Origin of the sequence: Acinetobacter sp. YH12069, from assembly GCF_013419675.1 — a bacterium.
Taxonomy (GTDB): domain Bacteria; phylum Pseudomonadota; class Gammaproteobacteria; order Pseudomonadales; family Moraxellaceae; genus Acinetobacter; species Acinetobacter amyesii.
Genome location: NZ_VOZS01000011.1, coordinates 46,301 through 62,796, shown reverse-complemented (window position 1 = coordinate 62,796; position 16,496 = coordinate 46,301). Strand labels below are relative to the sequence as shown.

General features: G+C 39.8%; 17 protein-coding genes. 7 read left to right on the top strand and 10 right to left on the bottom strand.

Going from position 1 to position 16,496, the window contains the following annotated elements:
- The first annotated feature begins 34 nt into the window (after nt 1-34).
- The 6 genes from FTU16_RS09830 (at nt 35) to FTU16_RS09805 (ending at nt 6,159) form a co-directional block, all read left to right on the top strand.
- Nucleotides 35-910, top strand: coding sequence for an alpha/beta fold hydrolase (locus FTU16_RS09830; protein ID WP_180113616.1), 876 nt, complete (start codon nt 35-37; stop codon nt 908-910).
- A gap of 96 nt (nt 911-1,006) precedes the next feature.
- Nucleotides 1,007-2,374 carry a Na+/H+ antiporter family protein gene (locus FTU16_RS09825; protein WP_180007047.1) on the top strand — a complete coding sequence of 456 codons (1,368 nt, stop codon included), beginning with the start codon at nt 1,007-1,009 and terminating at the stop codon, nt 2,372-2,374.
- 307 nt (nt 2,375-2,681) lie between these two features.
- Nucleotides 2,682-3,290, top strand: a complete 609-nt coding sequence (locus FTU16_RS09820) for an OmpW family protein (protein WP_180035020.1) — start codon at nt 2,682-2,684, stop codon at nt 3,288-3,290.
- Between the two features lie 157 nt (nt 3,291-3,447).
- On the top strand, nt 3,448-3,795 hold the full coding sequence (locus FTU16_RS09815; RefSeq protein WP_078189819.1) for a lysozyme inhibitor LprI family protein: 348 nt from the start codon (nt 3,448-3,450) through the stop codon (nt 3,793-3,795).
- A gap of 117 nt (nt 3,796-3,912) precedes the next feature.
- Nucleotides 3,913-5,832, top strand: a complete 1,920-nt coding sequence (gene htpG / locus FTU16_RS09810; protein WP_180163165.1) for a molecular chaperone HtpG — start codon at nt 3,913-3,915, stop codon at nt 5,830-5,832.
- Between the two features lie 153 nt (nt 5,833-5,985).
- The gene (locus FTU16_RS09805) at nt 5,986-6,159 is read left to right on the top strand and encodes a hypothetical protein (RefSeq protein ID WP_180163164.1); all 174 of its coding nucleotides are present in this window, start codon (nt 5,986-5,988) and stop codon (nt 6,157-6,159) included.
- A gap of 170 nt (nt 6,160-6,329) precedes the next feature.
- On the opposite strand, the gene FTU16_RS09800 is transcribed toward FTU16_RS09805, so the two are convergent.
- The 5 genes from FTU16_RS09800 to FTU16_RS09780 all read right to left on the bottom strand — a co-directional run bounded on the left by FTU16_RS09800 (nt 6,330) and on the right by FTU16_RS09780 (nt 10,249).
- Complete coding sequence (locus FTU16_RS09800; RefSeq protein ID WP_180022685.1) at nt 6,330-7,490, bottom strand: hypothetical protein; 1,161 nt, start codon at nt 7,488-7,490, stop codon at nt 6,330-6,332.
- Nucleotides 7,491-7,588: 98 nt separating this feature from the next.
- Nucleotides 7,589-9,037: a hypothetical protein gene (locus FTU16_RS09795; protein WP_180163163.1), complete on the bottom strand. Its 1,449-nt coding sequence runs from the start codon at nt 9,035-9,037 to the stop codon at nt 7,589-7,591.
- Between the two features lie 11 nt (nt 9,038-9,048).
- Nucleotides 9,049-9,228, bottom strand: coding sequence for a hypothetical protein (locus FTU16_RS09790; protein ID WP_078189814.1), 180 nt, complete (start codon nt 9,226-9,228; stop codon nt 9,049-9,051).
- Nucleotides 9,229-9,578: 350 nt separating this feature from the next.
- A complete protein-coding gene (locus tag FTU16_RS09785; RefSeq protein WP_111885834.1) occupies nt 9,579-9,767 on the bottom strand; it encodes a hypothetical protein in 189 nt (62 codons plus the stop codon).
- A 233-nt stretch (nt 9,768-10,000) separates the two neighbouring features.
- Nucleotides 10,001-10,249, bottom strand: coding sequence for a glycine zipper domain-containing protein (locus FTU16_RS09780; protein WP_218950844.1), 249 nt, complete (start codon nt 10,247-10,249; stop codon nt 10,001-10,003).
- A gap of 237 nt (nt 10,250-10,486) precedes the next feature.
- On the opposite strand from FTU16_RS09780, the gene FTU16_RS09775 reads away from it, so the two are divergent.
- Entirely contained in the window at nt 10,487-10,687 is a 201-nt protein-coding gene (locus tag FTU16_RS09775; RefSeq protein ID WP_067761311.1) for a dodecin family protein, read from the top strand.
- Nucleotides 10,688-10,763: 76 nt separating this feature from the next.
- Here FTU16_RS09775 and FTU16_RS09770 read toward each other — a convergent pair whose 3' ends face one another.
- From FTU16_RS09770 to ompR, 5 genes are all read right to left on the bottom strand, one after another.
- The gene (locus FTU16_RS09770; RefSeq protein WP_078189812.1) at nt 10,764-11,450 is read right to left on the bottom strand and encodes a DsbA family protein; all 687 of its coding nucleotides are present in this window, start codon (nt 11,448-11,450) and stop codon (nt 10,764-10,766) included.
- A 148-nt stretch (nt 11,451-11,598) separates the two neighbouring features.
- Nucleotides 11,599-12,018 carry a GNAT family acetyltransferase gene (locus FTU16_RS09765; RefSeq protein ID WP_168377983.1) on the bottom strand — a complete coding sequence of 140 codons (420 nt, stop codon included), beginning with the start codon at nt 12,016-12,018 and terminating at the stop codon, nt 11,599-11,601.
- A 128-nt stretch (nt 12,019-12,146) separates the two neighbouring features.
- Entirely contained in the window at nt 12,147-13,664 is a 1,518-nt protein-coding gene (locus FTU16_RS09760) for an acetyl-CoA hydrolase/transferase family protein (protein ID WP_180007250.1), read from the bottom strand.
- 206 nt (nt 13,665-13,870) lie between these two features.
- The gene (locus FTU16_RS09755; RefSeq protein ID WP_111885830.1) at nt 13,871-15,331 is read right to left on the bottom strand and encodes an ATP-binding protein; all 1,461 of its coding nucleotides are present in this window, start codon (nt 15,329-15,331) and stop codon (nt 13,871-13,873) included.
- A 246-nt stretch (nt 15,332-15,577) separates the two neighbouring features.
- Nucleotides 15,578-16,342: a two-component system response regulator OmpR gene (ompR, locus tag FTU16_RS09750; RefSeq protein ID WP_078189809.1), complete on the bottom strand. Its 765-nt coding sequence runs from the start codon at nt 16,340-16,342 to the stop codon at nt 15,578-15,580.
- Nucleotides 16,343-16,496 lie beyond the last annotated feature (154 nt).

Sequence of the window (16,496 nt, the reverse complement as noted above, 5' to 3'; positions counted from 1 at the left end):
TCAATTCGATGGAATCGATAAAAGGACAAGAAGAATGCAACCACTAAATACGCAATGGGTGAATACCACAGATCAACAACGGCTCTATGTGAAGACATGGGGTGATGAAACTAAGCCGGCATTGGTTTTGGTTCATGGTTATCCTGATAATCAGGAAGTATGGGAACCGGTTATTGAACATCTTATTAATGAATTTTATATCGTCACCTATGACGTGCGAGGTGCAGGGCAGTCCTCTGTGCCCCGTAAAGTACGAGATTACCGTTTAGAACAACTTTCACTTGATTTAGATAGTGTGACGCAAGCGGTATTAGGCGAGCGTAGTTTTCATTTGGCCGCGCATGATTGGGGCTCTATCCAATCTTGGGAATCGGTAACTGAGCCAAAATTTCGCTCACGTATTTTGTCTTATTCAACTATTTCTGGGCCATGTTTGGATCATGCGGCATTTTTGCTCAGAAATAGCTTTAAGCATCAGCAGAAAAAATTACTCAAATTATTAAGTAAGTCATGGTACATCGGGGTATTCCAATTACCATTTTTGGCACCGACGGCGTGGCATTTTTTGAATGCTGAACGTTGGGGAAAAATTGTGAATGATTTAGAACGTACTCAAGAATTGCCTTTGAATCATAATATTCAGCATGATGGTAAACACGGTATTGCGCTTTACCGTGCTAATTTTATTCCCCGCTTAACTCAGCCTAGACAACGTTATGCCGTCTGTCCTGTACAAGCGATTGTGTTGAAACATGATAATTTTGTCAGTCCAGATTACATTAAAGAATTACCTAATTGGGTTGAAGATTTATCTGTAGTTGAAGTCAATGCCAATCATTGGGCCGTGCTGAGCCAACCCGAAAAAATTGCAAGTTACATCGCTCAATTTGCGCAATCACAGCAGCTTTAAGTAAATCGTTCAACAGTGGCAGTTTCATCGATAGGGGGCTAAATAGCGAGCAAATTCTGATAAAATACGGTTTTTTGTCAGACTCCCTTTTTTCTTATGTTTGCTATTCTTGCCGCAATTACAGTCATGTTTGGACTGTCGCTGGCACGCGTGCCTGTTGTATTTGCGCTGATCATTGGTGCAGTAACAGGTGGCTTGTTAGCTGGTCTTGGTATTCATGGCACCATCGAAGCGTTTAATAGTGGCTTAGGCAACGGTGCTCAAATCGCACTTGCTTATGGCGTGTTGGGGGCATTTGCTTTGGCACTTGCGCGTTCAGGTTTGCCAGATTTACTGGCTTATCAACTCATTACTAAACTCAAAGGTAACAGTAATGTGAAAGCCCAGAATCGCGTGAAATACGTAATTTTCGCTACTATCGCTTTAGCCGCCGTATGTTCACAAAACGTGATTCCAGTGCACATTGCGTTTATTCCAGTATTAATTCCACCATTACTCAGTGTATTTAATCATTTAAAACTTGACCGTCGTTTGATTGCTTGTGTTCTGACTTTTGGTCTTGTGGCGACTTATATGCTGGTACCTTTTGGTTTTGGTGCTATTTTCCTTAATGATATTTTAGGTCAAAACATCAATACCTTTGGTAAGCCATACGGTTTCAACATCAGCTATGATCAAATTCCAACTGCTATGGCAATTCCAGTATTTGGGATGTTTGTTGGCTTATTAATTGCTGTTTTTTATAGCTACCGTAAACCACGAGAGTATGCTGACGTTCAGGTTAAGGAATCACAGCACACCATCTCATCTGATGTAAAAGCAGATGAAAATGGTAAACCACAAGTCGCTAAATTTACTTTGATCATGGCTGCGGTAGCAGTAGTTGCTACGCTTTCTGTTCAAGTCATATCTGAGTCGATGATTTTGGCGGGTCTGGTTGGTGTTGCGATCTTAAGCTGTGCAGGTATTTTTAAGTGGAAAGAAGCCGATGATGTCATTATCAGTGGTATGCGCATGATGGCACTGGTTGGTTTCATTATGATTTCTGCGCAGGGCTTTGCATCTGTGATTGAGGCTACGAATCAAGTACCAATACTGGTACAAGCTTCGGTTGAATGGATTGGAAACAGCCGAGGTTTAGCTGCATTTTGGATGCTATTGATAGGGCTATTAATTACCTTAGGTATTGGTTCTTCATTCTCAACAATCCCAATTTTGGCCATTATTTATGTACCACTTTGTATTCAATTTGGTTTTAGCCCAGCGGCAACGATTGCCATTATTGGTACAGCAGCAGCTTTAGGAGATGCAGGTTCTCCGGCATCAGACTCAACTTTAGGCCCAACATCAGGCCTTAATATGGATGGTCAGCATGACCACATGAAAGACAGTGTGGTCCCGACCTTCATTCACTACAATATTCCATTAATGATCTTTGGTTGGATTGCCGCAATGGTACTCTAAAAAATTTTCAAAGATAAATAAAAAAGGCGATTATATAATCGCCTTTTTTGTTATTTAATCCTGAGGATTTTGGTTGGATTAAAATAATTCATTTTATTAATTCTGATTAAAAAGGTTGGTATATTATGAATAATAAATTAATTATAACGGTGAAAATATAAAACCAAGCATTGCACTATGATTAAAATAAATATATATAATTAATAATGATTTATATAATAATGTAAAAATTTATAAAATAATAATGTTGCATAATTTTAATACTAATGTTTAATATTAATTATTCATTCTAGAAGGTTGCTTTAAAATGTTAAAACAAGCTGCTCTTATTGCATTATTGGGTATGTCTGCTTCAGCGATGGCTGGTCAATGGCAAGTGAAAGTTGGTGGTTCTGTGGTAGCCCCTACTTCTGACACAAGTATTTTAAACGGCGCAGTAAATGTTGAAGCAGATCATGAATATGCATTTACACCATCAATTGAATATTTCTTTAATGACAACATTTCAGCTGAATTACTTTTGGCAACGCCAATAAGTCATGATGTAAATGTTACAGGTGCTGTAGATGCTGGTGTGAAGGTCAAACATTTGCCACCTACAATTACTGCAAAATATAACTTTAAAAATTCAACACGTTTCACACCGTATATTGGTGTAGGTGGTACAGCATTTGTTGCGTGGGATGAAAAAGCAAGTGGTGATTTAGCTGGTGCTAAAGTAAAAGTAAAAGAAGACTTTGGTTTTGCAGGTCAAGTCGGTTTTAACTACCAGCCAGCTGATGCAAAAAACTGGGGTGTTTTCTTTGATGCGCGTTATGCACAGATCAGCCCAGAAGTTGAAATTAAAGATGTTACAACTTTTGATTTAGATATCGATCCAATGGTGTATACAATTGGTTATAGCTACAAATTCTAAGCTGTAGCTAATTTTAAAACCCTGTCGAATGGCAGGGTTTTTTTATGCAGCATATTCCATCCATCAGTTGATCGAATTGAACAAATAGGCAATAGAAAATTTAGGTGGAACTGTTAGAGTCGAAATAAATCAGCAAGTTGGAAGAAGAGAAAAGACGATGAAAAAAATTATTCAGGGTATGCTGGTCTTGGGCAGTGCTTATTTTATTTCGACAAGTTATGCCGCAAGTTTTGATTGTAAAAAGGCGAAAACCATTACCGAACATGCGGTTTGTGATAACCGGAGTATTAATGATGCCGATGTCAAAATGGCCACGACCTATACGATTATTCGTCATTTAGTTCCCATGGGGACACGTGGTGCAATTCAAGATCAACAAATAAAATGGCTACAACTACGCGATCAGTGCCGTGACAATGTCAGTTGTTTAAGTGATGTATATAAAATGCGGCAGCAAAAACTGGATCTCTACATGGACCGCGTTTATAAACAAGGACCTTTTTAAACCTTAAAATTTAGTGCGATAGAATAAAAATTTTCCATTCACACTATTGAAAAATAGTGAAGTCCCTCCATTCATATAGGCAATTGATAATTTTACTCAGTATGAACGGAGAGACTGATGAGCGAACAACAATCTCAAAAACACAGCTTCCAAGCGGAAGTGGCTCAGTTACTGCATTTAGTAACACATTCTTTATATTCAAATCCTGAAATTTTCCTTCGTGAGTTAGTATCAAACGCATCTGATGCCTGTGATAAATTACGTTTTGAAGGGATTAACCATCCTGAATATTATGAAAATGATCCAGATTTACATGTGCGTATTCATTTAAATAAAGAGCAGAAGACAATTACCATTTCGGATAATGGTATTGGTATGACACAACAAGAAGCGATTGATCATTTGGGTACGATTGCTAAGTCTGGCACTAAAGATTTTATGTCGAAGCTTACGGGTGATCAAAAGTCAGATGCACAATTGATTGGTCAATTTGGTGTGGGCTTCTATTCAGGTTTTATTGTTGCTGAAAAAATTACAGTGGAATCACGTCGTGCTGGGGTAAATGCCGCTGAAGGGGTACGTTGGGTTAGTAATGGTACAGGTGAGTTTGATGTAGAGCCAATTGATAAGGCTTCACGTGGAACCGACATCATTTTGCATTTACGCGAGGATGCTCTAGATTATTTAGATCGTTACAAAGTTAAGCAGATTATTAATAAATACTCTGATCATATTAGTTTGCCAATTGAGATGCAGAAAGAAGTTTGGCAACAAGAGGAAGCTGCCGAAGGCGAAGACGCAAAACCTGGTCAATATGTACTGACGGATGAATGGGAAGCGATTAACTCAGCAAGTGCATTATGGACGCGTAATAAAAATGAGATCAGTGAAGAACAATATACTGAGTTTTATAAAAACCTGAGCCATGATTTTGAAGCCCCGCTTGCGTGGACACACAACCGTGTAGAGGGAAGTACGGAATATACACAGTTACTTTATATTCCATCTCGCGCACCAAGCAATATTTTCACACGTGAAGCTAAAGCAGGAATTAAGCTGTATGTGAAACGTGTATTTATCATGGATGATGCGGATAATTTGATTCCAAATTATTTACGTTTTGTTCAAGGTGTGGTGGATAGCGCAGACTTACCACTTAATGTAAGCCGTGAATTATTACAAGAAAGTCGCGACGTTAAAACGATTCGTGAAGGTAACGCCCGCCGTATTTTAACGGTGCTAGATGGTTTGGCGAAATCTGAAGATGTTGCTGATCAAGAGAAGTTTGCAAAATTCTACGCTGAGTTTGGTTCAGTCTTAAAAGAAGGCTTAGGCGAAGACATGGCGAATCGTGAGCGTATTCTAAAATTATTACGCTTTGCTTCGTCAAATAATGATGAAGTGAAAACATCATTTGCAGACTATAAAGCCAATATGAAAGAAGGCCAAAAGGCAATTTACTATGTGACTGCTGATAGTTTAAATGCTGCGAAAAACTCACCACAACTTGAATTGTTCAAGAAAAAAGGTATCGAAGTGCTGCTCATGACTGAACGAGTGGATGAGTGGGCGATGGAATTTGTTTTTGAGTTTGATGGAACACCATTACAGAATGTATCGAAAGGTGCAGTTGATTTGGGTGATCTACAAGATGCTGAAGAGAAGAAAGCACTTGAGGAAGCTGCTGAGCAGTTTAAACCTGTTGTTGAAAAACTGTCGGATGCGTTAAAAGATAAGACCTCTGAAGTGCGTGTAACAACACGTTTAGTGGACTCTCCTGCGTGTTTGGTGGTGGCTGAGGGTGAGTTATCACCGCAACTGGTCCGTATGCTAAAACAAGCAGGACAAGCGGTTCCCGAGTCAAAACCAGTCTTGGAAATCAATCCATCCCATCCGTTGGTACAAAAATTAGAAAGTTCGGTGCAGTTTGATGACTTAGCAAATGTTATTTTTGATCAGGCGTTGATTGCTGAAGGCGGTTTACCCGAAGATCCTGCCCAATACATTAAACGGATTAACAGCTTATTGCTGAAGTAACGGTAGATATGAAATGAACCTCCTTCGGGAGGTTTTTTATTTGGTTTTTCGATAGAGCACATGAATAAAAACGTCCATGTTTCAATCTTTAAAATAAATTAAAAATAAATAATTAATCTATAATAACGATCATTAAGTGTTGGGAATCTTAAGATGAAAATTTTAGTGATCGCTGCAGTGGGCTCGCTGCTCTCTATGGGTCTCATGCAATCTGCTCAGGCAGATAGCGCTAAGCAAAAAATGGTGCGTAATGACCGTGTGCAGGTTTCAAAACAAATCGCACAATATGATATTAATCCTTTTGTAGATAGTCGCCGTGTGATGTGAAATGATCGTGTTCAGTATAGTTTTCCTAAAGTGAAAAAAGTCGCTGAAAAACAGCCGAGTATTCTACGTAATGATCGTGTGCGTGTGATTAAGAAAAATTGAAGCTGAGTTATTTAAAAAAAGCCCATCCTGTTGAGATGGGCTTTTTATTCGCTGTGAAATAGCGGGTTCTAGAACAAGGCTTCAAGGCGCACTAAAGCGCCCACAAAGTGGCTTTTATCGTCACGATGGTTGTTGAGGTAGTTGAGATCACCTTGGATATAAAACCATTCACGTAGAAAGGGCTGTCGCCATGATACATAGGGTCCCCAACTGTTTAAACGCAGTTGATCGTTATTGTAAAAACCACCTGTATATAGGCCGTAGTTGAATCGGTTACCTTTAAAAAATTGGTGTTGGCGGTAACTGAAGTTATCCCATTTCAGATCATCATCCTGTGCATCTGCATAGGTCAGGTTGAATTGGTTTGAGATAAAGGGTTGGCCTGGACGGGCATGGGTTAATTCTAAATTGGTTCTTAGATAATTTTCACTATCGATACCATAACGATAAATTTGTTCGGCTAAAAAACTGTAATCATTGTCGAGTTGCCATTTTTTAGCTGCTTTTAAGCGGACATATAGGTCATCACCAGAACGTAAACCTAGATCAACGTCAGTTTCGAAGGGCAGTCGATCTGAAATTTCTGACCAACGTAACGCGAGCGAACTGTTATCTTCACGGGTTTGCTTATTGTCATAATTTTTATCACTACGCCCCGCAGGGTTTTCATTGGTAATTGCAGCATTATTTTCTAATTCATTATCAAGTGAGTCATCACCAAAGACCACACTCAATTTTTTTTCTAAAGTGGGAAGCTTAATTTTACCGCGAATACGTGGCTTAATTTCGTATTCATCGTGCTTATTCCAACTGTTGTCTAAAATCACCCTAAGGGTAGCATTGGCTGGTTTATCAGGCTCACTTTGCCCAAACCAGTTATCCATGCGAACGGCCGTTCGATCTGCCCAATTTCGGACTTTCTTCTGTTGTCGATCGGTCCAGCTATTATTTTCCGTTTGTTCTGTTGTCGGAACAATGGGGTGATCTGATTGTTCAGGTAAGAAGGTCGGTGTTGCATCAATCCAACGTGGAATTTGATCTAAAAAATCATAGGTCTTTGGCGTGATATACGATGAATTTTGCTCAGTTTCAGGCACATCCTGCGAATGTTCACCCTCAGTTTCATTGACGACAGCATCAGTTTCATTAGCCCAAGCAACTTGATACATCAAGCTCATTGATGCGGAAAAAAGCAAAGTCCGAATAAAGTACTGTTGTTTTTTATGCATATGTTTTGGCTCTATTTAATTATCATCTGAGTATCCTGCATCTGTAGTTTTGTTATTTTTGTCGGATAAATGCAAGCCAAACTACAAAATAAATGCAATTAATCTTGGGTCATTTGCTTAAGTGCTTGATAAAGCGAAATCACATCAATGGGTTGAGGTAATTGTTGGATCACATTTTGGATGCTCTGCCAATTTAAACCTTGCTGTCGATGGAGGATCAAATAGGGAAGGGCTTGTTCGGTACGCAAGAGTGCCATGCGTTTTTGACCGTGGATTAACCGTATTTTTTGACGTTCTTGTAATAATAACAACGGGGTATGTAGCGTCGGTTCAGGTTCATCAAAATGAATGAATTTTTGCGTATGAATTAATTGTGCCGGGATAAAGGGGTAATGGTCGTTTTGCGACCAAATCATTTCAGCCTGCTGAGACTGTTGATAGAGCTGATCAGGTTCAGCACAGAGTTGTTCTAGATTGTCCCATGATAAGACTTTAATCGCAGCAAGTTCATGTTGATGTTGTTGGCAAAATAGCCGAGAGAGTCGAATGGCTTCCATCTGCGTTTGCGCACCAAACAACAAGAGATATTTGATGAAGCGACCTTCGGTATTGATTTGTTCTGCTAAATACAGCGGCTGGTTTTTCCAATCTGTACCATCTGTCGTATGCAATAGAACATCAAGCTGCGTTGTGAGTTCAGGCTGATCCATAAACTGCAATTCATACAAGGCCAATTGCGCATCGATATTTTGCAGCGTTTGAACGCGAGCGGTGTATTGAGCGATTTGAATCTGTTCAGTAAGTTCAACGCCTGCCATTGTCGAGTTGAGATGTTCCTCTGATGGCGCATGTGTTGGTTGCTCAATTAGAACAAGAGGAGCGGTATCAGGTGCAGAAGGCTCCGGTTTATCTGTATTTGAGTTATCAAGCAACAGATCCGCTTCATTGATTTGCTTCTCGCTATGATCTAGATCGACAGATACGTCATTATTTATCGTTTCAATCGGCAGTAGGATATCCACACTTGCTGCAACATTGCTTGGTGCTGTGCTGACTTCTTCTTTTAGGCGTACGGCATGTAGACGTAGATCGGTATCACTGATTAAACATTTATATAGCTGTTGTTGCTCAATTAACCAATCATAGCATTCGCTAAAATTGCCCCATTCACTGAGTAAAGCCGTGCGCTGTTTGGCTGGAATCATCCACACTTGCCAACCTAACTCATGGTCATGCAGCAAGGCCCAACCCATTTCTGGATATTGATATAAATCACTTTCGAGTGCAGCATCATGGTTAAAATAGCCACGAAATAACAATGAATATGGCGTTTGTTTGGAAAATTCAGTTGCAGCCATTTGTGGCTTAGTTAATGCACGATAACTTAATATTTGCTTTTGAAAAATCGGTTCATCGCATAAGGCAAAAATTTCATGAATCCGACGTTTAGAAAGCGCAGTTTCATAAAAACTCAAAGCACGGTGTTCAAGTTGATGGGTCAGTACATAGATTTCTTTTATTAATTGTACTTTCTCTTGTAAATTCATTTGTCCACTTCCTAAAGGACTTTTTGTGCTTTTTCTAAATATTTAGCCAATACAATATTGGTTGCAAGTTCTACTAATTTATATTCAGCCGAATTCGGGTTTCGATATGTATTGGCCAATTCAATCAGGCGTTCAATATCTATAACCTGCGGTGAAATTTTTCCTTGTATCAGTGCCTGAAGTTCTTGCATAGGACAATGTAAATTTAAAAATAAAGAAGTCGATTAGTTAATTTGATTATAGAGATTTCATTAAAAAAAACATGGAAATAAATGTCAGCTTCTGCAAATTAAGCGTTAAATATGACAATTAATGCGCATTTTGTTTAAAAATAATACCAAATCATTAGCTTAAAGATAGGTTTTGCAAAAGATATAGCGGTATGGTTTGATCAATTTTTTTGAATTCATCATCAGCGATCGAGCGCTTTTAGAAGTTCATTTTTAATGTTAAGTAAAGAATAAAGCCCAAAGTAAAGGCATATAAAATAAAAAACCGATGGTGGGAGCCATCGGTTTTTTTTGGAAAAATCAGCTAAAAATTAAGCTTTTTTTTCTGTGTTTGTTATAACTTCAGTTGTATCAGCAGCTGGAGCTTGGCTCTCTGCATTGGCAGTTTCAGCAGTCACAGCTTTTTTTACTGGAAAATCTGGTACATAAACGATTTGTGCAGAAACAGTTGCAGAAAGCGCCATCACAGCAACAGCCATAGCATATTTGATTGCGTTCATTTGTGTATTCCTATCAATCATTAGTGACTCAAAATTGAGTCAGGGAGAAAATTAATCACTTGAATTTATGTGAAAATAATATCAAAAAATAATCAATTAAAAATGATCGATTCGGCAACGCAAGATAAACGGTATGAATTTTTATTTATATAAAACAATCTATTAGAGTTATTGCTCTAGAGCTTTTGGTGGCTGAGTGACAGCGTTGTATCACTCAGATAAAGATGAAAAATCTATGAATGTTTGGCACATTTCTTTTCATAGACTTTGCCTGCGATACCACCAATAATGGCACCGCTGATCGTGCCAAAAACGGGCAAAATACTGCCTGCAACAGCACCGATCGCAGCACCTTTGACGGTCGGAGAAAAACGCGAGAGAAAGCTATTCTTCCCTGTTTGCGACTCGTTGGCGGTTGCTTGAGGGGTTGTATTGGTAGATAGATCGGTTTCAGCAGAAGTTACTTGAGGTTCAATTGTCATGACATTACTCCCGAGCATGATCATTAGAAGAATGAAGCTTTTAGCCTAATCGGAAGCGACCGCAGCTTAAACAGAAAGCATGTAATAAATGATGGTCAGTTTGTAATCCCTCGAAGTGGAATTCACTCCTGTGTAAGACATGTAATATTTTGCTGTTTTGATGTTTAAAAAATAACCAAAATAAGCGACTTAATCATATGATGAAGATTCAAAATCATAACAATGAGGATAAATACAATGTCTGTTGCTAAAGTCGTTGAAGTAAATGCAAGTAGCACAAAAAGTTTTGAAGATGCAATTCAAACGGGAATTAATAAAGTCACTGAAACTGTGAAAAACGTTCAGGGTGCATGGATTAATGAACAAAAAGTCGTGGTGAAAGACAATAAAATTGCAGAATATCGAGTGAACTTAAAAATCAGCTTCTTGGTGGAATAAGTTTCATTTTATTGATGTTAAAAACTGATCATAAAAAATCCCCGAAGTTCGGGGATTTTTGTTTGAACACGCTGAATTATTTTTCAGGCGTTTCACAGCTTTCATCATTACATACAGGTGTAGGAGCAAGTTCAGGAAGTTCCGCAGCTTTGTCCATCACTTGTTTAAACACGTCTTTCGGTTGAGCGCCAGCTAATGCAATACGTTGCTCAAAGACAAAAAACGGTACACCGGTGACTTTAAGTTGGTCGCGTGCTACTTCTTCGTCGTATTTAACGAAATCGGCAAATTCATCTGAGTCTAATAAGTCATCAACTTCAACAGGGTTTAGACCAATACGAGATGCAACATCTTCTATGGTTTCACGTTCACCAATGGCCAAGCCTTGCGTCATATAGCTATAGAAGAACGCTTCTTTGGCTTCACTACCGAGACCTTTGCTTTGTGCAAGATGAATCAAGCGGTGCGCGTTGAAAGTATTGCCTGAATTGGCTTTTTGCCAGTTAAATTCAATACCTTCAGCTTTTGCCATTTCGGCAATATTGCGCTGCATTTCTTCAACTTCTTCAATACTACGGCCATATTTTTGAGCCAGACGTTCAGTATTAGAAATTTCTAGGCGAGCGGGCGCATCTGCATCAAGTTGATAGCTATGCCAAAACACTTCAAGTTCTACACCCGATTCTTCGGCAGCAGCTTCAAGGCGTTTTTTCGCAATATAACAAAATGGGCAAACCACGTCTGACCAGATATCTACACGCATGGGAAATCTCTTTTCTATGTTCTGGGAAAATGATGGGGGCAAATCCTAAAATTTAAAGCCAAGCAATGCAAACCATTTTTGTCGAGATGGCGTAATGTGGAATTTTTTGATGCGATTACAACGCTTGAACGATGATCTGTCGGGACATCTAATCTGTGATTAAACGTTTACCCAAACAAATTACCTCAACCTCTTCATAGCCCAATTGTTCATAAAAATTTTGTACGTCAATGTTGTCTTGGCGAATCAGTAATTGAAGTTTGGGGCAACCTAAAGCAATTAAGCGTTTTTCTAATTGCTGAATGAGGGCGGTAGCGACGCCATTTCGCTGAAAATGTGGATGTACGGCAAGATAATTGACCCAGCCTCGGTGTCCATCATAGCCACCCATGACAGTTGCGATTAATTGATCATCTTTGACAGCCAATAAAAATAGTTGGTCACGTTGAGCCAATTTTCGAAATATATCAATTTCAGGGTTATTCCATGGACGGGTCAGATCACACAGTTCCCAAAGTGCAATCACTTCATCTAAATCAGATTCGAGATAGGGGCGGATAATAAACATAATTTTTGTTTTAGCATGTATTTTGACCAATTTAGATTAGTCGAGTTTTGCAGACTTGATAAGTCATATTGAAAAATAAAAGCCATAAAAAAAACGCTCCGAAGAGCGTTTTCTTATTTCACTGTCAATTAAGCAGTTTTAACTTCTGGTTGAGCAGCTAACATGTGGCCGTTCTCTTCGAAGTTGATGTGCCAAGACAATGCTTCACGTAGAAGGTGAGGTGTTTGACCACCTTTCGCACATGCACGGTCGAAGTAATCATTTAGCGCATCACGGTACATAGGGTGAGCACAGTTGTCGATTACTGCACGAGCACGTTCACGTGGAGCAAGACCACGTAAGTCAGCAAGACCTTGTTCAGTAACTAAGATGTCAACGTCGTGTTCAGCATGGTCAATGTGAGAAGCAAATGGAACAACAGAAGAAATGTCGCCGCCTTTTGCAATTGATTTAGTCACGAAGATCGCCAAGTGTGCATTACGTGCGAAGTCACCTGAACCACCGATACCGTTCATCATTTTTGTACCGCAAACGTGAGTTGAGTTCACGTTACCGTAGATATCAAACTCAAGCGCAGTGTTGATACCGATGATACCTAAACGACGTACAAGTTCTGGATGGTTCGAAATTTCTTGTGGACGTAATACAAGTTTGTCTTTGTATTGTTCAAGGTTATTAAATACTTTTTCGCCATATTTAGCAGAAAGCGTAATAGAAGAACCTGAAGCAAATTTCATTTTGCCTGCGTCGATCAATTCAAATGTACAGTCTTGAAGTACTTCAGAGTACATGATCAAGTCTTCAAAGTTTGAATCTTTAAGACCAGTCAATACTGCGTTTGCAATTGAACCGATACCTGCTTGTAATGGACCAAGGTTTTTCGGTAAACGACCTTCTTCTACTTCTTTTTCAAAGAAAGCGATCAGGTGGTTTGCAATACCTTGAGTTTCATCATCAGGTGCAGTCACTGTAGATGGAGAGTCATGCAATTCGTTGTTAAATACGATACCTACGATTTTTGAAGGATCGATGTTGATTGCATGTGTACCAATACGTTCGTCAACTTGAGTCAATGGAATCGCTTGACGTGTTGGACGATACGTTGGGATATAAATATCGTGTAAGCCTTCGAATGCTGGGCTTAAGTTGGTGTTGATTTCAACAATCACTTTTTCAGCAAAAATTGCGAAGCTTGCAGAGTTACCTACAGAAGTTGTAGGGATGATGCCACCATCTTCAGTGATCGCAACAGCTTCAATAATTGCCACATCAGGCTTTTTAAGCTGAAGGTTACGCATTTGTTCAACTGTTTCAGACAAATGCTGATCGATGAACATCACTTCGCCTTTGTTGATGGCTTTACGTAATGTATTGTCTACTTGGAACGGTAAACGACGAGCAAGAACACCTGCTTCAGTCAATTTTTTGTCCAAATCGTTACCCAAGCTCGCGCCAGTAATTAGGGTAATTTTAAGAGGATTAGCATGAGCCTGTTGAACCAACGCTAAAGGTACAGCTTTCGCTTCACCTGCGCGTGTGAAACCACTCATACCTACCGTCATACCATCCTGAATGAATTCAGCAGCTTTTTCTGCGCTGATAACTTTGTCGTGAAGGGCAGCTAAACGGATGCGATCTAAAGACATCATATACTCTCGTGAAATTCTCAAAACTGATACGGATTGTACCGATCAAAAAAGCCATTTTGCATACCTGTTAGGCTAAGGTCTAATTTTTTGAAAAAATGTGGGTATAAGATTTTATTATGTTTTTTAAACTACTGAATAATAAAGTTAAAAATATCAATGGTTAAAGCTTAAACAAAACTGTTCGTTGCTTTTTTGAACGCTTGTTAAAAGCGTTCAGTTAAACTTTGCTTAATTTTTTCCAATGGGCTGTTGTTTAATATTTCATCATTTTCGAGTTTTTGCAGTGGTAAAGAAATGATCGCTTCGAGTCCACCTTCTGCTCGATTGTGAATTGAAAGTTGACCTTCGTGAATATCCACAATACGTTTTACAATGGCTAAACCGAGTCCACTGCCTTGAATGGTACGTGCATCATTACCACGTACAAAAGGTTGCATCAGGTCTTCAATTTGGTCTTCAGGAATCCCTTCGCCATTATCGGCAACGCGAATTTGAATATGGTCACCTTCATATTCGGTAGACAGTTCAATCGGCTCGGCACCATAGCGTTTTGAGTTATTGATTAAGTTGCCTATTAATCGTTTTAAGGACAGGCTACGTGCTTGAATAATCGGTAAGTCTTGAGGTTCAAAGCGAATATCTAAAGGTTTAAATTGAATCACTAATTCCTGCAATAGCGCATTTAAATCAGTATCTTGCGGAACCTCATCAGAGCCATCTCGCATATACGAAATGAACTGATTCAGAATTGCATCCATATCTTCAACATCGTAAATCAGACCTTCTTTTAGGAAGTCATCATCAGGCATCATTTCTGCGCTGAGTCGAATACGGGTCAGCGGAGTACGCAAATCGTGGGAAATACCGGCCAACATGATGCGGCGATCACGTTCAGTTTGTTCCAGCGTGTAGACCATGTGGTTAAAGGCTTGGTTTACTTCACGGATTTCTTGTGGCCCATGGTTGGTTTCTAAATAAGGTGCAGTGCCGTGTTTACTATAGTTGTTTGCCGCATCTTGTAAACGTTTTAGTGGACGGTTGAGCTGACGAACCAAGGTTAAGATAATGATGCCAGCAATCAGCGGAATACCCAATAACCAGCCTAAAATCAGCTCTGCGCTATAGTTGGCATAGGTTTTTAAAGGCTCGCGAACCCAGTTGCCATTCATTTCTGGAGTTTGAATCCAGATGCGTGGGTCAGGTTTAAATTGGAAATACACGGTCGCATTATCAATGCGCATTTCTTTGGCCAGTTTCTTTTCAATTTGATTGGTAAAGAACTCTGCAATGACTTTGTCTTTGACATTGGGGAATTCTTTCGGATCGGTCACATATTCGATCCCGACACGGTTGCGCATCCAGTCGTCGACATCCACTTCGGCATTGTTATGAAAAATCCGTAAATCAGGATTGTTAATGATTTCAAGCTCGACCGCGAGGTAACGAGCATGTTGTTGAATTTCGGGTAAATAGAGTGTGCGCCAAAAGAACCATAAGGACATAAACAGGCTAAAAAACACCACAAATAAGACCAATACGGTGGTCCGCATGGCTGCAGAGCGGGGTTTGATTTTATCGAGGAAGCGTTCCCAAGGTGTCCGTTTTTTTTCGGAGTAGGTAACGTAGTCGGTAAATTCCTGTGGGTCGATGGGTTCGAGTTTCACGCAGAATCCTTTAAGCAAATTTTTTGAAAGGCAGTTTTTATTCTTTGCGATGGAATCTTACTGCTGGAACGTTCTTTGGGAGGAGTTCGTTATGTTACTTTTTAAAAAAGTAACCAAAATTTTTGCCATTCGCTGAACTCGCGCACATTACTTTTATTCATTCAATTTTAAGTGACTCAGACAGCAGCGAATGGCATTTCCGGACATGAGGTACGGTGGCTCGATTCTCAGGTCTTATTTTATGGCTTATTCAGCACCATCTGGAACAAAGACATAACCTACGCCCCAAACGGTTTGAATATAGCGCGCACGTGCTGGGTTTTCTTCAACCAAACGACGCAGGCGAGAAACTTGAACGTCAATTGAACGTTCCATAGCACCCCATTCACGACCACGAGCAAGATTCATTAACTTGTCGCGTGTCAGTGGTTCACGTGGGTGTTGAACTAATGCTTTGAGTACGGCAAATTCACCCGTTGTTAATGTGACGACTTGACCTTCACGGGTTAATGTACGAGTAGACAGGTCGAGTGACCAAGGACCAAAAGACACCACTTCCATTTGTTGGCTTGGTGCGCCCGGAACTTCACGCACTTGACGACGTAATACGGCACGAATACGTGCCAAAAGCTCATTCGGGTTGAATGGTTTTGGTAAATAGTCATCTGCACCGGCTTCAAGTCCAGCAATACGGTCTGAATCACTACCACGAGCGGTCAGCATAATGATTGGGGTATCGATGCTAGATTGGCGCAGACGGCGACAAATACTCAAGCCATCTTCAACAGGTAACATAAAGTCGAGCACAATCAGGGAAAAGAGTTCCCGCTGCAACAGACGATCCATCTGAGTCGCATCATGTGCGGTTTTGACCACAAAACCTTTATCTTCTAGGAAGCGTTGTAAGAGGGTGCGTAGACGCACATCATCATCGACAACCAGAATGCGTTCGACTCGGTCGGTTTCGGCTTGTACGGCATCTGTTTTTTCAGCAGGTACAACTAAACTCATGACGTGCTCCTTATTCTTTATTGTCATCGTAAACAAAAAGTCGATTTCACTTGAGTATACGATTCATTTATATAAATTTACTATGCTCTAAAGCAACAAATATTGCAGTTAAAATCAAGACATAGATACCAAATGTATACATGTTGTTCGAATC